Origin of the sequence: Sorangium sp. So ce131, assembly GCF_051519095.1 — a bacterium.
Lineage (GTDB): Bacteria > Myxococcota_A > Polyangia > Polyangiales > Polyangiaceae > Sorangium.
On record NZ_CP150455.1, the window covers coordinates 13,515,504 to 13,535,305 of the forward strand.

14 protein-coding genes are annotated in these 19,802 nt (G+C 72.3%); 10 read left to right on the plus strand and 4 right to left on the minus strand.

The features are described 5' to 3' along the window. Positions 1-20 precede the first annotated feature (20 nt). Positions 21-2,483: a substrate-binding domain-containing protein gene (locus tag WMF43_RS49210; RefSeq protein ID WP_437675824.1), complete on the minus strand. Its 2,463-nt coding sequence runs from the start codon at positions 2,481-2,483 to the stop codon at positions 21-23. Between the two features lie 374 nt (positions 2,484-2,857). Here WMF43_RS49210 and WMF43_RS49215 point away from each other — a divergent pair, with 374 nt between their 5' ends. The 6 genes from WMF43_RS49215 (at position 2,858) to WMF43_RS49240 (ending at position 12,247) form a co-directional block, all read left to right on the plus strand. After that, a complete protein-coding gene (locus tag WMF43_RS49215) occupies positions 2,858-4,279 on the plus strand; it encodes a hypothetical protein (protein WP_437675825.1) in 1,422 nt (473 codons plus the stop codon). 149 nt (positions 4,280-4,428) lie between these two features. Continuing rightward, a complete protein-coding gene (locus WMF43_RS49220; RefSeq protein WP_437675826.1) occupies positions 4,429-6,066 on the plus strand; it encodes a hypothetical protein in 1,638 nt (545 codons plus the stop codon). Between the two features lie 673 nt (positions 6,067-6,739). Then, the gene (locus WMF43_RS49225; protein WP_437675827.1) at positions 6,740-8,002 is read left to right on the plus strand and encodes a hypothetical protein; all 1,263 of its coding nucleotides are present in this window, start codon (positions 6,740-6,742) and stop codon (positions 8,000-8,002) included. Positions 8,003-8,230: 228 nt separating this feature from the next. Next, complete coding sequence (locus WMF43_RS49230; RefSeq protein WP_437675828.1) at positions 8,231-9,802, plus strand: sigma 54-interacting transcriptional regulator; 1,572 nt, start codon at positions 8,231-8,233, stop codon at positions 9,800-9,802. Positions 9,803-9,846: 44 nt separating this feature from the next. Continuing rightward, a complete protein-coding gene (locus WMF43_RS49235; RefSeq protein ID WP_437675829.1) occupies positions 9,847-11,370 on the plus strand; it encodes a serine/threonine-protein kinase in 1,524 nt (507 codons plus the stop codon). 10 nt (positions 11,371-11,380) lie between these two features. Then, positions 11,381-12,247 (plus strand): hypothetical protein, encoded by an 867-nt coding sequence (locus WMF43_RS49240; RefSeq protein WP_437675830.1) that lies wholly within the window; start codon positions 11,381-11,383, stop codon positions 12,245-12,247. A gap of 69 nt (positions 12,248-12,316) precedes the next feature. On the opposite strand, the gene WMF43_RS49245 is transcribed toward WMF43_RS49240, so the two are convergent. Then, on the minus strand, positions 12,317-13,354 hold the full coding sequence (locus WMF43_RS49245) for an aldo/keto reductase (protein WP_437675831.1): 1,038 nt from the start codon (positions 13,352-13,354) through the stop codon (positions 12,317-12,319). 419 nt (positions 13,355-13,773) lie between these two features. Here WMF43_RS49245 and WMF43_RS49250 point away from each other — a divergent pair, with 419 nt between their 5' ends. Both WMF43_RS49250 and WMF43_RS49255 read left to right on the plus strand, forming a co-directional pair. Further along, the gene (locus WMF43_RS49250) at positions 13,774-15,309 is read left to right on the plus strand and encodes a cellulose binding domain-containing protein (protein WP_437675832.1); all 1,536 of its coding nucleotides are present in this window, start codon (positions 13,774-13,776) and stop codon (positions 15,307-15,309) included. A 359-nt stretch (positions 15,310-15,668) separates the two neighbouring features. Next, the gene (locus WMF43_RS49255) at positions 15,669-16,145 is read left to right on the plus strand and encodes a glutathione peroxidase (protein ID WP_437684244.1); all 477 of its coding nucleotides are present in this window, start codon (positions 15,669-15,671) and stop codon (positions 16,143-16,145) included. Between the two features lie 65 nt (positions 16,146-16,210). Here the strand turns inward: WMF43_RS49255 and WMF43_RS49260 are convergent, their stop codons facing one another. After that, complete coding sequence (locus WMF43_RS49260; RefSeq protein WP_437675833.1) at positions 16,211-17,134, minus strand: DMT family transporter; 924 nt, start codon at positions 17,132-17,134, stop codon at positions 16,211-16,213. A 410-nt stretch (positions 17,135-17,544) separates the two neighbouring features. On the opposite strand from WMF43_RS49260, the gene WMF43_RS49265 reads away from it, so the two are divergent. Together WMF43_RS49265 and WMF43_RS49270 are read left to right on the plus strand one after the other, a co-directional pair. Then, complete coding sequence (locus WMF43_RS49265; RefSeq protein ID WP_437675834.1) at positions 17,545-17,997, plus strand: HAD family hydrolase; 453 nt, start codon at positions 17,545-17,547, stop codon at positions 17,995-17,997. Positions 17,998-18,073: 76 nt separating this feature from the next. Continuing rightward, positions 18,074-18,424, plus strand: a complete 351-nt coding sequence (locus WMF43_RS49270; RefSeq protein WP_437675835.1) for a DUF1294 domain-containing protein — start codon at positions 18,074-18,076, stop codon at positions 18,422-18,424. A 53-nt stretch (positions 18,425-18,477) separates the two neighbouring features. On the opposite strand, the gene WMF43_RS49275 is transcribed toward WMF43_RS49270, so the two are convergent. Next, positions 18,478-19,611: a hypothetical protein gene (locus tag WMF43_RS49275; protein WP_437675836.1), complete on the minus strand. Its 1,134-nt coding sequence runs from the start codon at positions 19,609-19,611 to the stop codon at positions 18,478-18,480. Between the last annotated feature and the right edge of the window lie 191 nt (positions 19,612-19,802).

Here is a 19,802-nt window from a genome sequence, read left to right on the forward strand (position 1 = left end):
TCGTCGTCGAGGCGGTCGGCTCAGACGGGCTGAGCGTGCCGTGAGCGGCGGTAGACGATCTGGCCGCCTGTCTTCGACAGCGCGTAGGCGAACCCGAGCTCGAGGTTGGAGCGGGTGACGACGCCCCCGAGGTCCACGCCCTGCTCCACCATCAGCCGCGCCGCCGCCGGCGTGATGCCGACGAGCACGACGTCGGCGCCGAGCAGCCGCGCCGCCCGCGCCGCCCGCACGAGGTGCTCCGCCGAGGCGGCGTCGACCGCCGCCATGCCCGTGACGTCGACCAGCACCACGCGCGCGTGGCGCTCGGTGATGTCGCGCAGCATCGACTCGATGAAGCGGCCGGCCCGCTGGGCGTCCATCGTGCCGACGATCGGCATCACCAGGATGCTCGGCGCGATGGGGACGACCGGGCTGGAGAGCTCGAGGATCGTGCCGAGCAGCGACTCCTGGTGCCGGTTCGCCTGCTCGAGCTCGTGGGTCCGCTCGGTGATCCGCTGGACGAGCTGCACATTCTCGATCGCGACAGCCATCGTGTCCGCGACGCGCTCGATCAGCGCGAGCTCCTCGAGCGAGCACGCCGCGCGGCGCTCGCTCTCCAGGACGAGGACGCCGAAGGCGGCCCCGCCGGCGAGCAGCGGGACGCCGACCAGGGTGTGCGTCCCCCTGTCGCGCGCCTCGACGACATCGGGCGCGCCGTGGAGCTCGCTCGAGTGCGTGTCGAGGATGATGGGTCTGCCGGTGTTCAGCACCCGCCCGACCAGCGACCCCTCGTCGAGGACGGCGCGCTGCTCGTGCAGCCCTTCTGCCCCAGCGTCCATGCCGACGAAGAGGAACTCGAGCGAGCGGCCGGGATGGGCCACCTGGCGCCTCCGCTTCGCCGCCTTGCGGTTCGTGTCCAGGGCCAGGTACTCGGCGAGGGAGAGAGACCAGGGCGTGCCCTCGAGCGTCACGACGTCGACGCCGGTGTCCACGAAGCGCAGCGCGGACTTCCCCGCGGCCCCGGCGCGCACGGGCAGCCCGGCCAGCGCCGCCTCGACGCCCTTCACCGCCATGTCGTGGAGCACCCGCACCGCGCGATAACCCATGTCGTGCTCGCGCTGGACGATGGCCGCGTGGACGGTGCCTTCCCTGAGCATTGCGGTCGTTTCCATGACGAGATCGAAGGTGACGACCTTGACGTCCCCCGCCCGCCCCAGCGCCCTCGCGGCCATACCCCACGACGGGCCGTTCTCGGCGCAGACCCCGAAGGCGCCGGCGACCCCTGCCTGCACCGCCTCCCGGACGAGCCGCATCCCCAGATCCATGTCGAACAGGTCCTCGGTCGGCGGCTGCACGTCGAGGGGCGTGCCGGAGACCGCCTCGCGGAACCCCGCGACGCGCTCCACGCTGTTGATGGCGGCGAGCGAGAACGTCTGCACGCCGACCTTGCCCCCGTCCGGGAGCAGCCGCGCCATCAGCTCCCCGGCGAGCCGCCCCGCCGCCACGTTGTCAGTGCCGATGTAGGCTGGAACGCTGCTGCCCTCGACGGGCGGCGTGTCGACCGCGACCACCGGAATCCCGGCCGCCACCGCCCGCCGGAGCGCCGGCTCGATGGACTCCGGGTTGAGCGGCGCCACGGCGATGCCGTTCACTCGCCGGGCGATGCCCTCGTCGACGAGCTGGTGCTGGTCAGCGTCGCTGCCGACCGCGGCGATGCGGGCGTCGACGGTGACGCCGAGGCTGCGCCCCGAGACGAGGGCGCCGTCGGCGATGTTGTTCCAGTACGCCACCGGGGCTCGCCGCGGGACGTGGTACACGTAGGCGTGGAGCCCTCCTGCCGCGGCCTCGCCGCGCGGCGAGGCGCCCCCGCGGGAAGCGTCGCTCAGCGTGACGAGGCGCACGGAGCGCCACTGCGGCCGGAGCTGCACGCTCATGATGCCTTTGAAGATCATCTCGACGAGCAGATGCGGGCTGGTCCGCGCGGCCACCGCGTTCAGCACCATCTCGAGCAGGCGGACCTCCTGGGCCGCCCGCGCCTTGTCGTCATAGAGCTCGCGCCGCTCCAGCGCCGCGCCGGCGCTGTCGGCCAGCGAGAGGAGCCGCGCCCAGCGCTCGCCAGAGGGCGCCTGCCCGTCCGGCTGCTCGATCGCGAGCACGCCGGCCGTCTGCCCCCGCAGGCGCATCGGGGTGAGGACGACGGTCGCTCCCTCGGGCGCGAGGTGCAGCGCTGACACGTGCGGCAGGTGCGCTCGGTACCACGCGGCGGCCGCCACGACGCGAGCGCCGTCCGCGGCGTCGAGCGCCGAGAGCGCGCTGGCCGGCCCCGCGTCGGCGAGGGCCAGCTGCGGACTCGCGAGCACGCCGTCGAGGCCGTGAGAGGCCCTGTAGACAAGCCGGTCTCCTTCCCGGACAAGCAGGACCCCGCGCAGCGCGGACGGCAGGCTCTCCACGGCGTCCTTCACGATGCGGTGCAGCGTTGCGAAGAGATCCAGCCCGGTGGTCATGCGCCTCTCGCCCCGCGGCCGGCCCCGATGGCGGCGAGGGCTCACGCTAGCAGGCGCGATCGATCGGTACCCTGTCAAGGGGTACGCTCTTTCGGACGAGGAGCGGCGCGGCCTGGAGCGGCAACCGGGCGAGCGCTACGCGACCAGGGGGCGTCCCACCCTCGTCCACGGCGACGGTTTGCGCGCCCCTCCGGCGCCACCGGCCGGCCGAGCAGCCGACCTGTCGTCTCGTGGACGACGCGGGCCGACACTTTATCCCCCAGGGCGTTCAAGATGTTCGCCGCCGTTGTGGTGGGCGATGGTTTCGCTGCCATGACGAGGAGGTCTTGATGATGAGGATGACGATGATGACGCGGAGAGGTTCGAGGGAGCTCTTGGCCGTTCTCGTCGCGGCGCCGTGCGCGCTCGCGGCGGCCACGGCGTCGGCGGCGACGCTGACCGTGGGTCCGGGGAAGACCCACGCGGCGCCCTGCCAGGCGATCGCGGCGGCGAGCGACGGCGACACGATCGAGATCGACGCGGCCGGCAACTACGCCGGCGATGTCTGCGGCTGGTCGAAGGACGGGCTCACGCTGCGCGGCGTCGGCGGGCTCGCGAAGATCGACGCGGCGGGCGAGAGCTCGGGCGGCAAGGCGATCTGGGTCATCGCCGGGAACGATACGGTCGTCGAGAACATCGAGTTCACGGGCGCCGCAGTCCCGGACCGGAACGGCGCGGGCATCCGGCAGGAGGGGGCGAACCTCACGGTCCGCGGCTGCTTCTTCCACGACAACGAGAACGGCATCCTCGCGGGCGACAACGCGGCGAGCACGATCCTCGTCGAGCACACCGAGTTCGCGAGGAACGGCGCGGGCGACGGCCAGTCGCACAACCTCTACATCAACCACGTATCCAAGCTGATCTTCCAGCACAACTACTCGCACGCCTCGAACGTCGGCCACCTGCTGAAGACGCGCGCGCTCGAGAACCACGTGCTCTACAACCGCCTCACGCAGGAGGACGGGACGGGCAGCTACGAGATCGACGTCCCGAGCGGCGGCCTGACGTTCCTCATCGGCAACCTCGTCCAGCAGGGGCCGAGCACCGGCAACGGCGCGCTCGTGGCGTACGGCCTCGAGTCGAACGGGGCGAACGCGGACACCGAGCTCTTCGTCGTGAACAACACGTTCGTCAACGAGCGCCCGAACGGCGGCACGTTCCTCAACATCAGCTCGAGCGCGTCCCCCGCGGTCGTCCGGAACAACATCTTCGTCGGGCCGGGGACGTTGACGAACCAGGGCAACGCGAGCCTCGGGACGAACTTCCAGGGCGATCCCATGTTCGTCGATCAGGCCGCGTTCGACTACCGGCTTCAGGACGGCTCGCCCTGCGTGGATGAGGGCGAGGCGCCGGGGGTGGGCGGCGGGCTCGATCTGAGCCCCAAGTTCCATTACGTGCACCCGGCGGGCTCCACGGGGCGCACGACGGTCGGCACGATCGACATCGGCGCCTACGAGGTCGGCGGTGAGGGAGGCTCGGGCGGCAGCGGCAGCGGCAGCAGCGGCGGTGGCAATGGCGGCAGCGGCGGCGCCGGCGCGAGCGGAGGCGGAAGCGGCGCCAGCGGCGGAGGCGCCGGCGGGAGCGGAGGCGCGGGCGGAGCCGATGCCGGCGACACGGACGGCGGCGAGGAGGGGAGCTGCGGGTGCCGGGTCGTCGGCGGCGGCGCTCGGGGCTCGTTCGGCTGGATCGCGGGCCTCGTGATCGTCGCGGCCGCCGCGGCGCGCGGGGGCCGGCGGCGCGCGGAAATCCCGCGTTGAATCCGCGAAATGTGTTAGAATGCAGACGGTCCTGCGTCACTCCCTCACTCGAGGGTTGCCGGACGATCGCGCCGTCGCGCTGGTTTCGCGCCTGAGGTCATCGTGAGCCCCGGGGGGGCGGTCCAGGCGCGGCGCTGAAAGGAGAGCTTATGTATAGGCTTGTTGCGTTCTCGCTCGCTGGCACGGTCCTCCTTGGCGCCTCGTGGCCGGCGCATGCGCGGCGATCGACCCTGGTCGAGGGGGCGCGGATACACGGCACCAACGGGATGAACGTGGGGCCGGATGGTCGGCTGTACGTCGCGAGCTTCCTTGGCAGCGAGATCGCCGTCGTGAACCGCAGGAGCGGAGCCATCGTGGACCGGCTCGACGGGTCGGACGGGGTCGAGGGCCCGGACGACCTCACGTTCGGCCCGGATGGCTCGCTCTACTGGACCTCGCTCATCTCCGGCAATGTCGTGCGGCGCTCGCCGTCGGGCGAGCTCACCCAGCAGCACGTCGCGCCGGGGGTCAACCCCATCACGTTCTCCGATACGGGGAGGCTGTTCGTCGCCCTCGACTTCTTCGGCGACGGGCTCTACGAGCTCGATCCGGATCTGTCCGATCCGCCGCGCCACATCGCGGGCAACCTCGGCTTCCTGAACGGCATGGACTGGGGGCCCGACGGCAGGTTGTACGGGCCCATCTGGACGCAGGGCCGGGTGGTCAGCATCGATGTGGACTCCTGCACCGGCGCGGTCGACCCGGAGGTGGAGTGTGATCTCCAGACGGTCGCGGACGGCTTCTTCATCCCCGCGGCGGTCAAGTTCGACGGGCTCGGCCGGCTCCACGCGGTCGATCAGAGCGGCGAGGTGGTGCGGATCGACATCGCGACCGGCGAGAAGGAGCTCGTCGCGGAGCTCACGCCCGGGCTCGACAACCTCGCCTTCGACGCGCAGGACAATCTCTACGTGTCGAGCGCCACCGACGGTTTCATCGTCCGGATCGAGCCGAACGGGCCGGTGCACACGCTCCTCCCGGGCGGCCTCATCATGCCCGGCGGCGTGGCCGTCACGACGGAGGGAGGGGTCGAGTCGGTCTATGTGGGCGACCTCGCCTCGCTGCGGAAGTTCGATGGAGACACGGGCGCTCCGCTCGGCGTCGAGCGGCCGTTCCTCGGCGCCTCGGATCTGCACGGGCCCGCCACGGTGTCCGCGGACGGCGCGACGTTGATCGTGACCTCGTGGTTCGCCAGCGTGGTTCAGATCTACGATCCGGCGACGGCGGCCGTCCTCGATACCTACAGCGACTTCGTCTCGCCGATCAACGCGGTCCGGTTCCAGGGTGATGTCGTGGTGGCCGAGCTCGGCGCGGCGCCGGGCGCGGCGCGCGTCGTCCGAAGGACCGGCGGCGGGCCCGTGACGCTCGCGCCGATGACCGTGCCTTCGGGCCTCGCCGTCTCGGGCGGCGACCTCTGGGCCGCCGACTGGGCCACGGGCGAGATCCTCCAGGTTGCCTCTGGGGGCGCGACGCTCTCTCCGCCGCTCGTCGTGGCCGGCGGCCTGGATCAGCCGGAGGGGATGGCCGTCGATCTGGACGGCACCCTGCTCGTCGTGGAGAGCGGCAAGCGCCGCCTCCTGCGCGTCGATCCGTCGACCGGGGATACCTCGGTCGTGAAAAGGCACCTCGAGGTGGGGCTCGACGCGGTCCCGGGGACGGTGCCGACCTATGCGCTGAGCAGCGTCGCCGTAGGCCCGTCGGGGACGATCTATGTCTCTGGCGACGAGGGCAATGTGCTGTACCGATTCTGACGGTGCGGCCGCGCCGCCGGCGCCGCTGCCCGTTGATTGTTGACGGTTGGGTCCGCGTCGGGACCATCGCTTCCGAGGAGCTGCGATCCGTCGTCACGCGCTCCCAAGCCTCGCGGAAAGCTCCGGATCGCAACACTTCACCCCGGCCCTTCGCCCATGCGGTACGAGGCATGCTGCTCCTGGTGCAGGTCGACCGTCCCTGCTACCCTTGCGACCGATGCCGCGTATCTATCGAGCGATGACGCCCGATGCAGACAATCCAGCGCGCCCTACCATCGGCCAGACGGCCCGGACCTTAGGGGTCCGCCCCCCTCCCGCCAAGGACGTCGTTCCCGACGCCCAGGGAAATGTTGGACCAATCTGTAAAGGTATGTCCGTGGCGCCTTCGCTTGGGACGTTACCAGCTCACCGCTGTCCTGCTCGTCTGCGGCATCTTCATCCAGGAGCATCAGGAAAGGAGGAGGACCGAGTGTTCCGCATGGGAGATGGCGAGTTTCAGGCGGCGCCTGTCGCTCCCGGGTTGAGACTCTGTCCTGACAAGAATCCGAGCCAGATTTCAGGAGTCATTTCGCATGGAGTCGTCGAGCCGGATGAACTGATGCCGCTCCCGCAGTATGAGCAGAAACTCGCGGATACTCAAGAAAAGTGGTTCATTGACGAGGCTTAGGGGGCGATGACGCAGCAAACGGAAGCGGCACGAGCGTATGAGCGTTTGGTTGTTGCGCTCCATCGCGAAATCCGGGCGGAGCACGGCGAGGGCGCCGACGCGATCCGCGACGCGATGGATGAACCGTGGAGCGCGCTCACGACCGAGGAGCGCGCCCGACTCGGATGGCTCTCCGAAGATCTATACGAGATCGGCGGCGCGCGCCGCCCCCGCGGCCGCGTTGACGCGACGAAGCAGGAGAAGAGCGAACTCCTCCAAGAGGCGAAGGCTGCGCTGATCCAGCGCGGCTTCGCCCGCTGCGTCGAGCTTCTCAGGAAGATCGAGCCAGGCGCGATCCCCCAAGATGTTCGTATGTACATGCTCGGCCGTTGCTGGGAGGAGTTGGGCTTCCCTTATGCGGGAGCGGCGTTTTTCGACCATGCGTACGAGTTGGGGCGACGTGCCAATTATGCAGCTATGGCGATGTTCGCGCTCGCAGAGGCCGGGGAGCGGCAGCTGGTGTACGAGCGCATCGAGGCCATCGAGCAGCGGGAGGACGCCGAACCCACTCTGCTGCTGCGCGCTGCGGCGCTATTGTTCTCCGGAGCGGAAGGGGCGCCGCCGAGCGACGCTCCTGCGCTTTTTCAGCGCGTGATCGCTCTGGTCGAAAGAGGCGCCGCCAGTGAGGAGGTCGTTCCATCCCTCCGCGCCGCTGCATTAATTGCAGGTGGCTTTTCTTACGAACACCTCGGCGACAGGACCAAGGCGATCGCGGCCTTCGACATGGCTGTGCGCGTTCACGAGCACGATGCCGCCCTTGTGGCCCGCGGCATATCCCAGCTTCTCACGAACCGCAGCGCCGCGCTGGCGGACTTCCAGCGGGCGACGGACGTGGGCACGACACTTCCATGGCCGTACCTGTACCTGGCACATGACGCGCTCCTCAGCCGCCGCTTCGAGCGGCTTGAGCAGCTATGTGCCGAAGGCGTGTCGCGCGCGTCGACCGCAACGACGCGGGCCCATTTCTTCGAGTGGTCGGCCATTGCCGCTGCCGAGCTTGGGAGGCGTTCAGCGGTTGTGCTCGAGCGTTTCAGCCGGGCCATCGCCGAGGATCCGCTGGAGGTTCGGATCATGAAAAATTTGAACGCCTACAAGGCCACGTTGACGGCTGCCGAAAAGACACCGAAAGCCATTCGCCTGCCGTCATGGGAACCACCTCGCGAGCCTCCCGCTAAGAAGGTTCGCCGCTCAATGACCAAGCACATGGTTCGGACACTCGAAGCTGCATAGCGACGGGTCTCCACGCTCGACCCCGCCTTTCGTCCTTGGGGAATGTGTGAGCGCAGGTGCTGGAGGCCCTGCGGGCCGCGCCCAGGCCCGGGTCCACGTGGGCCTCGAGGGCGGCACCATCGCGCCCGGATCGGCCCAGCCTCTCCGGAATACACGCAACCACACCGCGGCGCCGCGCGGCGCCGCGCGGGGTGACGCCGGCGCGGAGGCCTGCTGAGATGGAGGCGCATGCCCCCGTGGAACGACGACGACGCCGCCTCGACCGAGCTCGTGCCCGGCCCGGTGTGCCCTGCCGCGGCCGCCGCGGACAGCTTCGCGCTGTCGGTCATGGCGGGCCCTGACGAGGGCCGCCGGTTCACGGTGTCGCCAGGGCTGCCCTCGCGCGTGCTCGCCGGCACCAGCCCCGCCTGCGACATCTCCCTGACCGACCGGCTCGTCTCGCGCCGCCACGCCGCGTTCGAGATCGCCGGCGCTCGCCTCCGCGTGACGGACCTCGGGTCGACCAACGGCACCTTCGTCCAGGGGATCCGCGTCGGCGACGCGTACCTCCAGGGCAGCGAGCTCGTCAGGATGGGGGAGACGGTGCTCCGCGTCGAGGCGCTCGGCGTCACGCAGGCGGCCCCGCTGTCGCGCGCCGTGCGCTTCGGCAAGCTCGTCGGGGCCAGCGAGGAGATGCGGCGGCTCTACCCGCTGTGCGAGCGCCTCGCGGCCTCGAGCGTGCCCGTCGTGATCGAGGGCGAGACGGGGACCGGCAAGGAGGTGCTCGCCGAGGCGATCCACGAGCAGGGGGCGCGGGCGGCCGGGCCGTTCGTCGTCTTCGACTGCACCGCGGTGCCGCCGACGCTCGTGGAGTCGGCGCTCTTCGGGCACGAGCGCGGCGCCTTCACCGGCGCGAGCGAGGCGCGCCGCGGCGTCTTCGAGGAGGCGCACGGCGGCACGCTGCTGCTCGACGAGATCGGCGACCTCGACCTCGGCCTGCAGGCCAAGCTCCTGCGCGCCATCCAGCGATCGGAAGTGCAGCGCGTGGGGTCGAACAAGTGGATCCGCGTCGACATCCGGGTGCTCGCCGCGACGCGGCGCGATCTGGAGCGCGAGATCCAGGCGGGCCGGTTCCGGGACGATCTGTTCTTCCGGCTCGCGGTGGCCCGGATCGAGCTGCCGCCGCTGCGCCGCCGGCGCGGCGACGTCACGGTGCTCGCGCACCACTTCTGGCGACAGCTCGCGGGCCGCGGCGCGCCCTTCCCGCAGGGGTTCGCCGAGCGGCTGGAGGACTACGACTGGCCGGGCAACGTGCGCGAGCTCTACAACGCCGTGGCGCGCCGCGTGGCGCTCGGCGAGGCCGCGCCGATCGAGACCACCCGGTCCGGGCTGGCCTCCCCGGGCGCACCGACGCCGCTGCCCGGGCCGGCGTCGACGCCGCAGCCGGCCGCGCCGCTCGGGCTGGCGTCGACGTCCCAGCTGGCGTCGATGCCCCAGCCGGCCGCGCCGCCCGGGCCGGCGTCGGCGCCGCAGCCGCCTGCGCCGCCCTCGTCGTCGTCGCTGCCGCCCTCCACGCCCGTGCCCCCGTCCTCGGCCGCGCTCGACGGCGCCGAGCCTGCCACATCCGGCGACATCATCGAGGAGACCCTCGCGCTCGACCTGCCCCTCGCGCGCGCGCGGGAGCGGATCGTCGAGCACTTCGAGCGGCGCTACGTGCAGCGCGTCCTCGCGCAGCACGGGGGCAACGTCCGGAGCGCGGCGGCCGCGTCGGGCATCGCGCGGCGGTACTTCCAAATCCTGCGCGCGCGGCGATCGACCTGACATGTCGCCGCGGCCCTCGCCGCCGCCATGGTATCGTCGGCCCGATGTTGCGGGCCCGGAGCCAGGGCGGCGCGTTGGCTGTCGTCCGCTACCTGCTCTTCGACGAGATCGGGGCCGGCGGTATGGCGACGGTGCACCTCGGCCGCCAGCTCGGCTCGGCCGGGTTCCGGCGGACGGTCGCGATCAAGCGGCTCTACCCGCAGTTCGTCCGGGACCCCGAGCTCGTCGGCATGCTCCTCGACGAGGCGCGGGTGGCCGCCCGCATCCGGCACCCGAACGTGGTCGCGACGGTCGACGTGGTGTCGAGCGGCGGCGAGGTGCTGCTCGTCATGGAGTACGTGCACGGCGAGTCGCTGGCGCGCCTGCTGCGCGCGGCCACGCGGGACGGCGGCGCGCCCCCGCCGCGCGTCGCCTGCGCGGTGCTCGCCGGCGCGCTGCACGGCCTGCACGCCGCGCACGAGGCCACCGCCGAGGACGGCGCCCCGCTCGGCCTCGTGCACCGCGACGTGTCGCCGCACAACCTGCTCGTCGGCGAGGACGGGGTGGCGCGCGTGCTCGACTTCGGCGTCGCCAAGTGCGCGGGGCGCGCGCAGATCACGCGCGACGGGCAGCTGAAGGGCAAACTGGCGTACATGTCGCCCGAGCAGATCGCGGGCGAGCCGCTCGACCGGCGCGCGGACGTGTACGCGGCCGGGGTGGTGCTGTGGGAGACGCTGACGGGCGAGCGCCTCTTCGAGGGGCGGGGCGAGGCGCTCTCGATCCTGCGGCTGCTGCAGGCGGGCGTGGACCCGCCGAGCGCCCGGCGTCCCGGGGTGCCGCCGGAGCTCGAGGCGATCACGCTGCGCGCGCTCGCCCGCGACCCCGACGACCGGTACCCGACGGCGCGCGAGATGGCGCTCGCGCTGGAGGCGACCGGGCTCGCGGCCTCGACCTCGGAGGTGGGCGCCTGGGTGACCTCGCTCGCGGGCGAGGCGCTGGCCCAGCGCGCGGCGCTGATCGCGGGGATCGAGCCGGGCGCGGCGACCCCGAGCGCGGCGCCGGAGCTCGCGGCGGCCGGGGCAGGCCCGGAGCTCGCGGTGGCCGGGGCAGGCCCGGTGGAGCCCGCCGCGACGGAGCCGCCGCAGGCCGCGGGCCTGAGCCGGCAGCGCTGGGGCGCGGTCGCGGCGGCGGGCGTGCTGCTCGCGATCGCGGCCGCTGCGATCGGCATCGCCCGCGCGGAGGCGCCGCTGCGCGCCCGGGCGAGGGCCGGCGTGGCGGCGGCGGCGCGCGCGCGTGCCGCGGTGAGGCCGCCGGCGGTCGCGCAGCAGGCGCCGGCCGCGCCGGCCGCTGCGAGCGCGGGCGCGGGCGGCGCGCCTGCGCAGGCGGCGCCCGCCGCGTCTGCCGCGCCGGCGGCCGGTGGCGCGCCGGCGGCCGGTGGCGCGCCGGCCGTGCCGTCGACGGCCGCTGCGGCGGCAGCCGGCTCCGGCGCGCGCCGGCTGCCGCGCCGCGCGCCCGCGCGCGACGGATGTGATCCGCCGTTCGTCATCGATGGACAGGGACACAAGCGCTACAAGCGCGAATGCTTCTGAACGAGGCCGGATGAACCAGCGCACCCGCCGCCGCTTCCTCGTTGCCGCCGCGCTCTCCGCCGCCGCGTGCCTCCAGCCCACCCGCGCGCGCGCCGGCGACGCCGAGGCGTGCTTCACGGCCTCCGAGGAGGGCCAGCGCCTGCGCGACGAGGGCCGGCTGCGCGAGGCGCGGGCGCGCTTCATCACGTGCGGCGGCGCGGCCTGTCCCGATCTCGTCCAGTCGGACTGCGCGGGCTGGCTCTCCGACGTCGAGGCGCGCGTGCCGACGCTGATCCTGAGCGCGCAGGACGAGCAGGGCCACGACGTCGCCGAGGTGCGGGTGACGATCGACGGCGCCCCGCTCGCCGCGCGGCTCGACGGCAAGGCCGTCGAGGTCGACCCGGGCGAGCGCGTGCTCCGCTTCGAGCGCGCGGGCAACGCGCACGTGGCGCTGCGGCTCGTGGTGCGCGAGGGAGAGAAGCTGCGCCGCGTCTCGGTCCGCCTCGTCCGGGCCGGCGCGCCCGGTGGAGCCGCCGCCGCGCCCCGCGAGGACCGGGCCGCGCCGCCCGCGGGCGTGCCCCTCCTGCCCATCACCCTCGGCGGCGTCGCCGCCGTCGCCGGCGGCGCCTACGCGGCGTTCGGCCTGAGCGCGCGCGCCGACGCCGACCGCCTGCGGGCGACCTGCGCTCCGCGCTGCGACGAGGCGGACGTCGACGCCGTGCGGACGAAGATCCTCGCCGCCAACGTCGCGTTCGGCGTGGGCGTTGCGGCGCTCGGCGGCGCCGCAGCCGCGCTCCTCCTGCGCCGCGCCGAGCCCGCTGCGCCCGCCGCCGCCGCCGCGGTGCACGTCGTCCCTTTGCCCGGCGGCGCCGCCGCTGCGGTCGGCGCTCGGTTCTGAGATTCCGCTCCCGCCCGGACCTGCGACAGCGGCCGGGCTCCGGGCCGCGCCGTCGCCGCCATCGAGCGTTCAGCCCACGATGGGCGGGATGCGCTCTTGCTGAAACGTCTCGTTGAAGAAATACGGATACGGAAGCTTCGGCTTGCTGGCCGCGTCCAGCTTCGCGACCTGCTCCGGCGTCAGCGCCCAGCCGACGGCCCCAAGGTTGTCCCGCAGCTGTTCCTCGGTCCGGGCCCCGATGATCACCGACGCGACCGTCGGCCGCTGCATGAGCCAGTTCAGCGCGATCTGCGGGACAGTCTTGCCGGTCTCCTTCGCCACCTCGTCGAGCGCGTCGACCACGCGGTAGAGGTAATCGTCGTCGATGGGCGGCCCGGCGTCGGCCACCTGCCGGGTCCGGAGCCGGCTGACCTCGGGCAGCGGCTCCCCGCGCCGGATCTTTCCCGTCAGCCGCCCCCAGCCGAGCGGGCTCCAGACCAGCGTGCCGACCTTCTGGTCGATCGCGAGCGGCATGAGCTCCCACTCGAAATCGCGCCCCACGAGCGAGTAGTACGCCTGGTGGGCGACGAACCGCGACAGACCGTGCTGCTTCGCCAGCCCCAGCGCCTTCATCAGCTGCCAGCCGGAGAAGTTCGAGCACCCGACATAGCGGATCTTCCCGGCGCGCACGAGGTCGTCCAGCACGCCGAGCGTCTCCTCGAGCGGCGTGAGCGCGTCGAACGCGTGGAGCTGGAAGATATCGATGAAGTCCGTCTGCAGCCGGCGCAGGCTCCCGTCGATCGCGCGGATCAGGTGGTACCGCGAGGAGCCCACGTCGTTCGGCCCCGCGCCGATCCGGAACATCGCCTTCGTCGAGATGATGACGTCATCCCGCCTGCCCTTGATCGCGTGGCCGAGGATCTCTTCCGCCAGCCCCCCGGAGTAGAGGTCGGCGGTGTCGAACATGTTCATCCCGGCCTCGAGCGAGATGTCGACCATCCGGGTCGCCGCGGCCACGCCGTTTGACCCGAAGGCCTTGTAGAAATCGTTGGACCCGCCGAACGACCCTGTCCCGAGGCTCAGCACCGGGACCTTGAACCCTGACCCGCCAAGCAACCTGAAATCCATGGCCCTGCTCCGCGCCGCGCCAGCTGGGGTGAACCTGGCAAACGCAGGGGAGGAACCTCCGCCATTGAGATTCTCGCCCCCTCCCCCGAATGCGGCGGAATAGGAGCGCGAGCGCAATGTGGAAGTCAAGATTGCCGCCGGATCCAGCGCAGCGGGCTCCCGAGGAGGGGCGCCGCGGAGCCGCTGATGCCCGCCCTCCAGGGCTTCGGCACATCCGGCGACCATCGCGGCCGAGGTGCGTGTCGTGGATACATGGATTCTCTCCACGCCGCGACGCGTGATCAAAGGCTCGTCTTCCGGGCATATCCCTGTACGCGCGGAGCTGCGTGCTCCGCGCATGGAACACTGACGTAAAGATCTTGCTTGAGCACATTGCGGATTACCTTGCGGCGCATCCGCGCCGCTCCGAGGAGAAATTTATGCGTCTTGCCAGCTTGCTGAGCTACGGCTCGGTCTCGATCGCATGCTGCTTGCTCGCTTGCAGCGGCGAACCCTACGGCGATGAGGAGATCGACGCGCTGGAGAGCGATGTCCGCAGCGCGGACTCCACGCTGGACGCGGAGCTCACGCTCCAGTCGCAGTGGGGGACGGGGTACTGCGCGAACGTGACCGTGAGGAACGCGAGCACCGACAGGCAGGTGACCGCCTGGGGCACGGTCGTCGCGCTCAACGGTTCCACGCTGGGCAGCGCGTGGAGCGCGCGCGTGACGTCGTCGGGCGGGCAGCTCAGCGCCTCCAACGAGAGCTTCAACGGTTCGCTGGGTCCGGGGGCGTCGACGAGCTGGGGCTTCTGCGGGAACGGCACCGGCAGGCCATCCCTCGTGTCCGTCACCGGCACCGTGACCGGGGGCTCGACCTCGGCGAGTTCCAGCAGCAGCAGCAGCAGCAGCAGCAGCAGCAGCGCTTCGAGCAGCAGCAGCTCCTCGAGCTCCGGCGCGGGCGGCGCCGGGGGCAGCGGCGGCGCGGGCGGCGCCGGGGGCAGCGGCGGCGCCGGAGGAGGAGGCGGCGGCGGAGGCGGCGGCGGTACCCCGGGCGGGAGCTCGGGACTCCCGGTCCCGCCTGGCGGCGGCGTGCCGAGGCCGTCGGGCTCGCCCGGGAGCCTGACCGTGGTCAACTGGGCGGGGTTCCGGGGCGCCGTCTCGTACACCTTCGACGACTCGAACTCGAGCCAGATCCAGAACTACGACGCGCTGAACGCGCTCGACGTGCCGTTCACCTTCTACCTCCAGACCGGCAAGAGCGAATCGACCAATGCGGTGTGGCAGAGGGCGGTGAGGGACGGGCACGAGCTCGGCAACCACACGAAGAGCCACTCGAGCAACGACAACGGCTCCGATACGGACGCCGCGACGCAGTTCATCCAGGATAGGTTCGGCGTGCGGGTGTGGACGATGGCGGCCCCGAACGGCTCGTCGGTGTACACGAACATCGCCCGGACGCGCTTCCTCATCAACCGCGGCGTGGCCAACGCCCTGATCGGCCCGAACGACTCGACCGATCCGTTCACCCTGCCGTGCTACATCCCCCCGACCGGCGCCTCCACGTCGGTGCTCGACGAGCAGGTCACGAGCGCGCGGTCCGCCCAGAAGTGGCGCACCGTCCTGGTGCACGGCTTCACCGGCGGCAGCGACGGCGCCTATCAGCCCGTGCCGCTCCGGGCCTTCCTCGATCACGTCCAGCACACGAAGGATCTCGGCGACATGTGGATCGACAGCGTGGTCAACGTCGGCGCCTACTGGCGCGGCCAGAAGGTGCTCTCCTCGGTCACGCCCACGACCTCCGGCAGCGACAGGACGTGGAGGTGGACGCTGCCGGCCAACTTCCCGCCCGGCAAGTACCTGCGCGTGCGGGTGAGCGGCGGGACGCTCAAGCAGGGGGGCCGCACGCTCGCGTGGGACGACCACGGCTACTACGAGGTCGCGCTCGACGAGGGCTCGCTCACCCTGTCGCCGTAGCCGGCCGCGCCCCCGCGGCACCTCCGAGGGACCGCGCGTGGTCCTGTCGACGCCCGGCCGGGCGGCGGACCCGGCCGGGAGCCCCGCCACAACCCCCCTAGCAAGCCAGGCGATCTGCGCCCTGAGATGCGCCGCCTGACGTTCATCAGGGCCGCCCCGCCCCGCGCGGAGCGCGTTCCCGCTCGACGCGGCCCGGGGGCGCGTCTATCCACGCCGTCATGGAAAGCTCGCCGCGCGCGCTCCGGTGCGGACTCGCCCTGACCACCTCGATCGCCCTCGCCTGCGTGTCGGGCTGTGGGAAGGACGCCCAGCAGCCCTCGCCGGAGCCGAGGCCCGGCGCCGCTCAGGAAGGAAAGGCCATGTCGCTCTACGACTTCACCATGAAGACCATCGACGGACAGGACCGCTCTCTCGGCGAGTACCGGGGCAAGGTGCTGCTCGTGGTGAACACCGCCTCGGAGTGCGGCTACACGCCGCAGTACGCCGGGCTCGAGGCGCTCCACGATCGGCTCAAGGACCGCGGCTTCTCCGTCCTCGGCTTCCCCTCGAACGATTTCGGCGCGCAGGAGCCCGGGACCGACGCCGAGATCGCCGCCTTCTGCTCCACGAAATACGGCGTCAGCTTCCCGATGTTCTCGAAGATCCCGGTCAAGGGGGCGAACAAACACCCGCTCTATGCCTTCCTCACGCAGGCCGCGCCCGCCGGAGAGGTGAAGTGGAACTTCACGAAGTTCCTGATCGGCAAGGACGGGTCGGTGATCGCGCGGTTCGAGTCGTCCGTGGCGCCGGACGACCCGAAGCTCACGCAGGCGATCGACAAGGCGCTCGGCGGGTGAACGCCGGCGCCGCGCGCCCGCGCCTCGAGCCGCGCCATGACATCGCGACGCGAGGCTGAGGGCGTTCAGGTCGTCTCCGGCTTGTGGGTGGCGAGAAACAGGCCCGGCAGCACCAGCGCTGCCCCCAGCCAGTGGTAGAGGGCAAACGCCTCTCCGAGGAGCAACCAGGCCATCACGGCGGTGTAGACCGGCGAGAGGTAGAGCAGCAGGCCGGTGCGGCTGGGGCCGAGGTGCTCGGTGATGTAACCGTAGGTGGCATAAGCGCCGACGCCCGGCACGAGGACCAGGGTCAGCACGGCGGCGATGGTGCGCAGGTCGAAAGCCGGCGGGCCGCGGCTGGCCAGCTCCCAGCCGAGCAGCGGCAGCAGGACGAGCACCCCCGCCAGCGCGATCACGGTGAGCCGGGCTTTGACGCCCAGCGGATCGGGCCAGCGCTTCAGCAGCACGGTGTAAAGCGCCCAGGATACGGCGGCGGCGAGGATCATCAGGTCGCCGGTGCTGAAGCGGAGCGCCAGCAGCGCCGCCGGGTCGCCGCGCAGCACGATGACCAGCACGCCGGTCAGCGCCAGCGCGGCGCCCAGGCCCTGGCGCGGGCTGAGCCGATCGCCGAACATGGCCCGCGACAGCAGGATGATGATCACCGGGGAGACGGCGTAAATCAGGCCGATGTTGGTGGCCGTGGTGCTGGCGGCGCCGTAATAGACGCCGGCGCCGCAGATGCCCATGCCGAGCAGGCCGAGCAGCGCGTATCGGGCCCAGTCGCGCCGCAGCGCGGCGCGGCCGCGCCACAGCTCACGGCCGCAGAAGGGCAGCAGCACCAGCACGACACCCAGCCAGCGCAGCTCGGCCAGCGCCACCGGAGGAATGAAGTCCGCCGTGGCGCGCGCGAGCACCATGTTGGCGGTGAACAGCGCCGGGGTGACGAACAGCAGGACGTGGGCGATGCGCTGGGCGCGGGAGTCGGCGGAGCCGAGAGGTGTGGAGGCCACGGGCGGCGGAGGGTAGGGAAGATCCGCTGCCATGGCCAGGGCGCGAGGCGCCGGTGGCGCATGGCGTGATCCGGCGCGGGCGCGCCGGGCTGCGATCGCGGGGATAGGCGCTGCTTCGAAGACGCGGGCGTTTCCCCCGCAGCTCGCGGGCCTCCTTCGATGGCCGCCTCTCCCTGGATTCCCGCGCGACGCCCGGACGGCCCCGCTGACGCTCGATGGATCGGCCGCAGGGCCGCCTCTCTGCTACCAGCTTGCCACCGCGGCGCCGGGCGCATACAAGCCTGTACCTATGCAGGTGTCGCCGTGAGGATGCCCGTCCACCAGCGCCGAGGAAGGAGCCGTGCTTGAGCGCATCTAGCCAGGCACACGCGGGGATCCGCGCCGTCTGCTTCGACTGGGGCGGAACGCTCATGTCCGAGGACGGCCCGCCGGAGCTGCCGATGGCGGAGTGGCCGCAGGTGCACGTGCTGCCCGGCGCGCGCGAGGCGCTGGAGGCGCTGCATGGCGCGGTCACGCTCTGCCTCGCCACCAATGCCACGGTGTCGCAACGAGCCATGATCGAGCGCGCGCTGGACCGCGCCGCGCTGCTCGGCTTCTTCAGCGAGATCTTCTGCTTCACCGAGCTGGGCCACCGGAAGGAGTCGCCGCTGTTCTGGGAGGCCGTGGCGCGCAAGCTCGGGCTTCCCCCCGGGCAGATCGCCATGATCGGCGACACGCTCGAGTCCGATGTGCTGGCGCCCCAGCGCGCCGGCCTGCAGGCTGCATGGCTCCAGCCCGAGGCAGATGCGACGTTGCCCTCGGCCGGTATCCGTGTGTTCACGGGTCTTCCCGATTTCGCTGCGTGGGTGCGCCAAAAAGCCTGAGCCCCGAGTGAATCCGCGAGCGAGCAAGATGAGGTTACCGCGGCGCGGCGCGCAGGCGAGGTGGGGCGCGGCTTCGATGCTCGCGCTCCCAGCGTTCTTCCTCGTGTACCTGGCCGTGGCCTTCCTGTGGAAGCCCCCTCCGTGGATCGCGGGCGCCTACGCGGGCGCGAGCCTGGTTGCCTTCATCGTCTATGCGGTCGACAAGTCCGCCGCCGAACGCGGCGAACGCCGCACCCCGGAGCGCACGTTGCACTTGCTCGCCCTGGCCGGCGGCTGGCCCGGCGCCCTGATCGCGCAGCAGCTTTTCCGGCACAAGTCGAAGAAGGCGGCGTTTCGCCTGGTCTTCTGGTGCACGGTGCTCCTCAACGTCGGGGGATTCGTGGCGCTTTGTTCCCCGTACGGCAGGCGGCTCCTGGCGGCCGTCTGAACGGGGCGACTGCCGCCCGGCGCCTCGGCTCATAGGGGACGGGCTGAGCTCGCCTACCGCGGCACGCGCACCACGCGGCCGCCGCCCGCCTCGTCGACCGCGTAGACGCAGGCGCCCTGCACCGCCACGGCCGCCGGGCTCGTCAGGCCTTCGGCGAGCACCTCGGGGTAGCCGGGGCAGCCCGCGGTCGGACAGCGCATGATCGTGCCCCCGCCGCGGTTCGCCCAGTACACGTCCGCCCCGTCGATCGCGAGCGCCTCGGGCTCGCGCAGCGGCCGCGCCGGCTCGGTCTGCGGCGCGAGATCCTCCACGGCGCACGACGCCGCGAGGTCGCAACGGGAGACGCCGCCCGCCGTCCCGCCCGGGTCGGCCCAGGTCCAGACCACCTCCGCGTCGCCGAGCGCTACCTGATCCGGGTAATCGAGCAGCACCGCGACCGGCGTGGGCGCGACGCCCGCCGAGGCGCCCTTGTCGAGGTGGAACACCTGGCCGAAGTCGGCGCCCGTGCCGTGCTGGATCCAGACGACGTCGCCGGCGTCGCCGGGGGTGACCGCCACCCCGCGCGGGTGCGACTGGCTCGGCGCGAGCAGCTCCGGCGCCGCCCCGCAGCCCTCGGCGACGGGGCAGCGCAGCAGCGCGCCGGCGGTGCCGCTCTGCTCGTCGCGCGTCCAGTACACGTGCCGTCCGTCCGTCGCCAGGCCACGCACGGCCTCGGCCTCGCCCGGCTCGAGGGCGAGCAGCGACGTCGCCCCCGCCGCGCACCCGTCGACGGGACACCACCAGAGCCCGTCCTCGGCGACCCAGACGACGAGCCCCTCGGCGGCCGCGAGCAGGCCCGGCCCCGGCGTGAACGCCCCGAGGTCCTCCACCACGTCCGTCGCGGGATCCAGGCGGCGGACGCGATCGCCCTCGCGGCTCGTCCACACCACGTAAGACCCGACCGCGGCGATCGCGGCAGGCGCGTCGGCCGCGGCGACCACACACGGGCCGTCGCAGTCCGCTGGCGCGCAGCTCCCGGGGGCGGGGGCAGGGTCGGGGTCGGGGGCGCCGGCGTCGGGGCCTTCCTCGGCCCCGCCGCTCAGACCGTCAAGGTCGATGTAACACCCCGCCAAGCCGGGCAGCAGCGCGAGGGCCAGCGCGGCCCACGCGGCCCACTGCAGCGCAGCGACGCTCGACCGGCCGCTCACCTCTCCTCCCGACATGGCGTGCTCTGGAGGAGACGCAATCGCCTGGCGGGCGTCAACCTCGGGCACCTCGACACCACCTTGTCGGCCGAACGCGCCATGGGGACGGAGATCGTTGAACGGCAGCAGACGGCGCCAGGACGCGCCGCGCTCCGGTCGACGGGCTCGCGTCGAGGACGCGCCGCTGGCGGCGT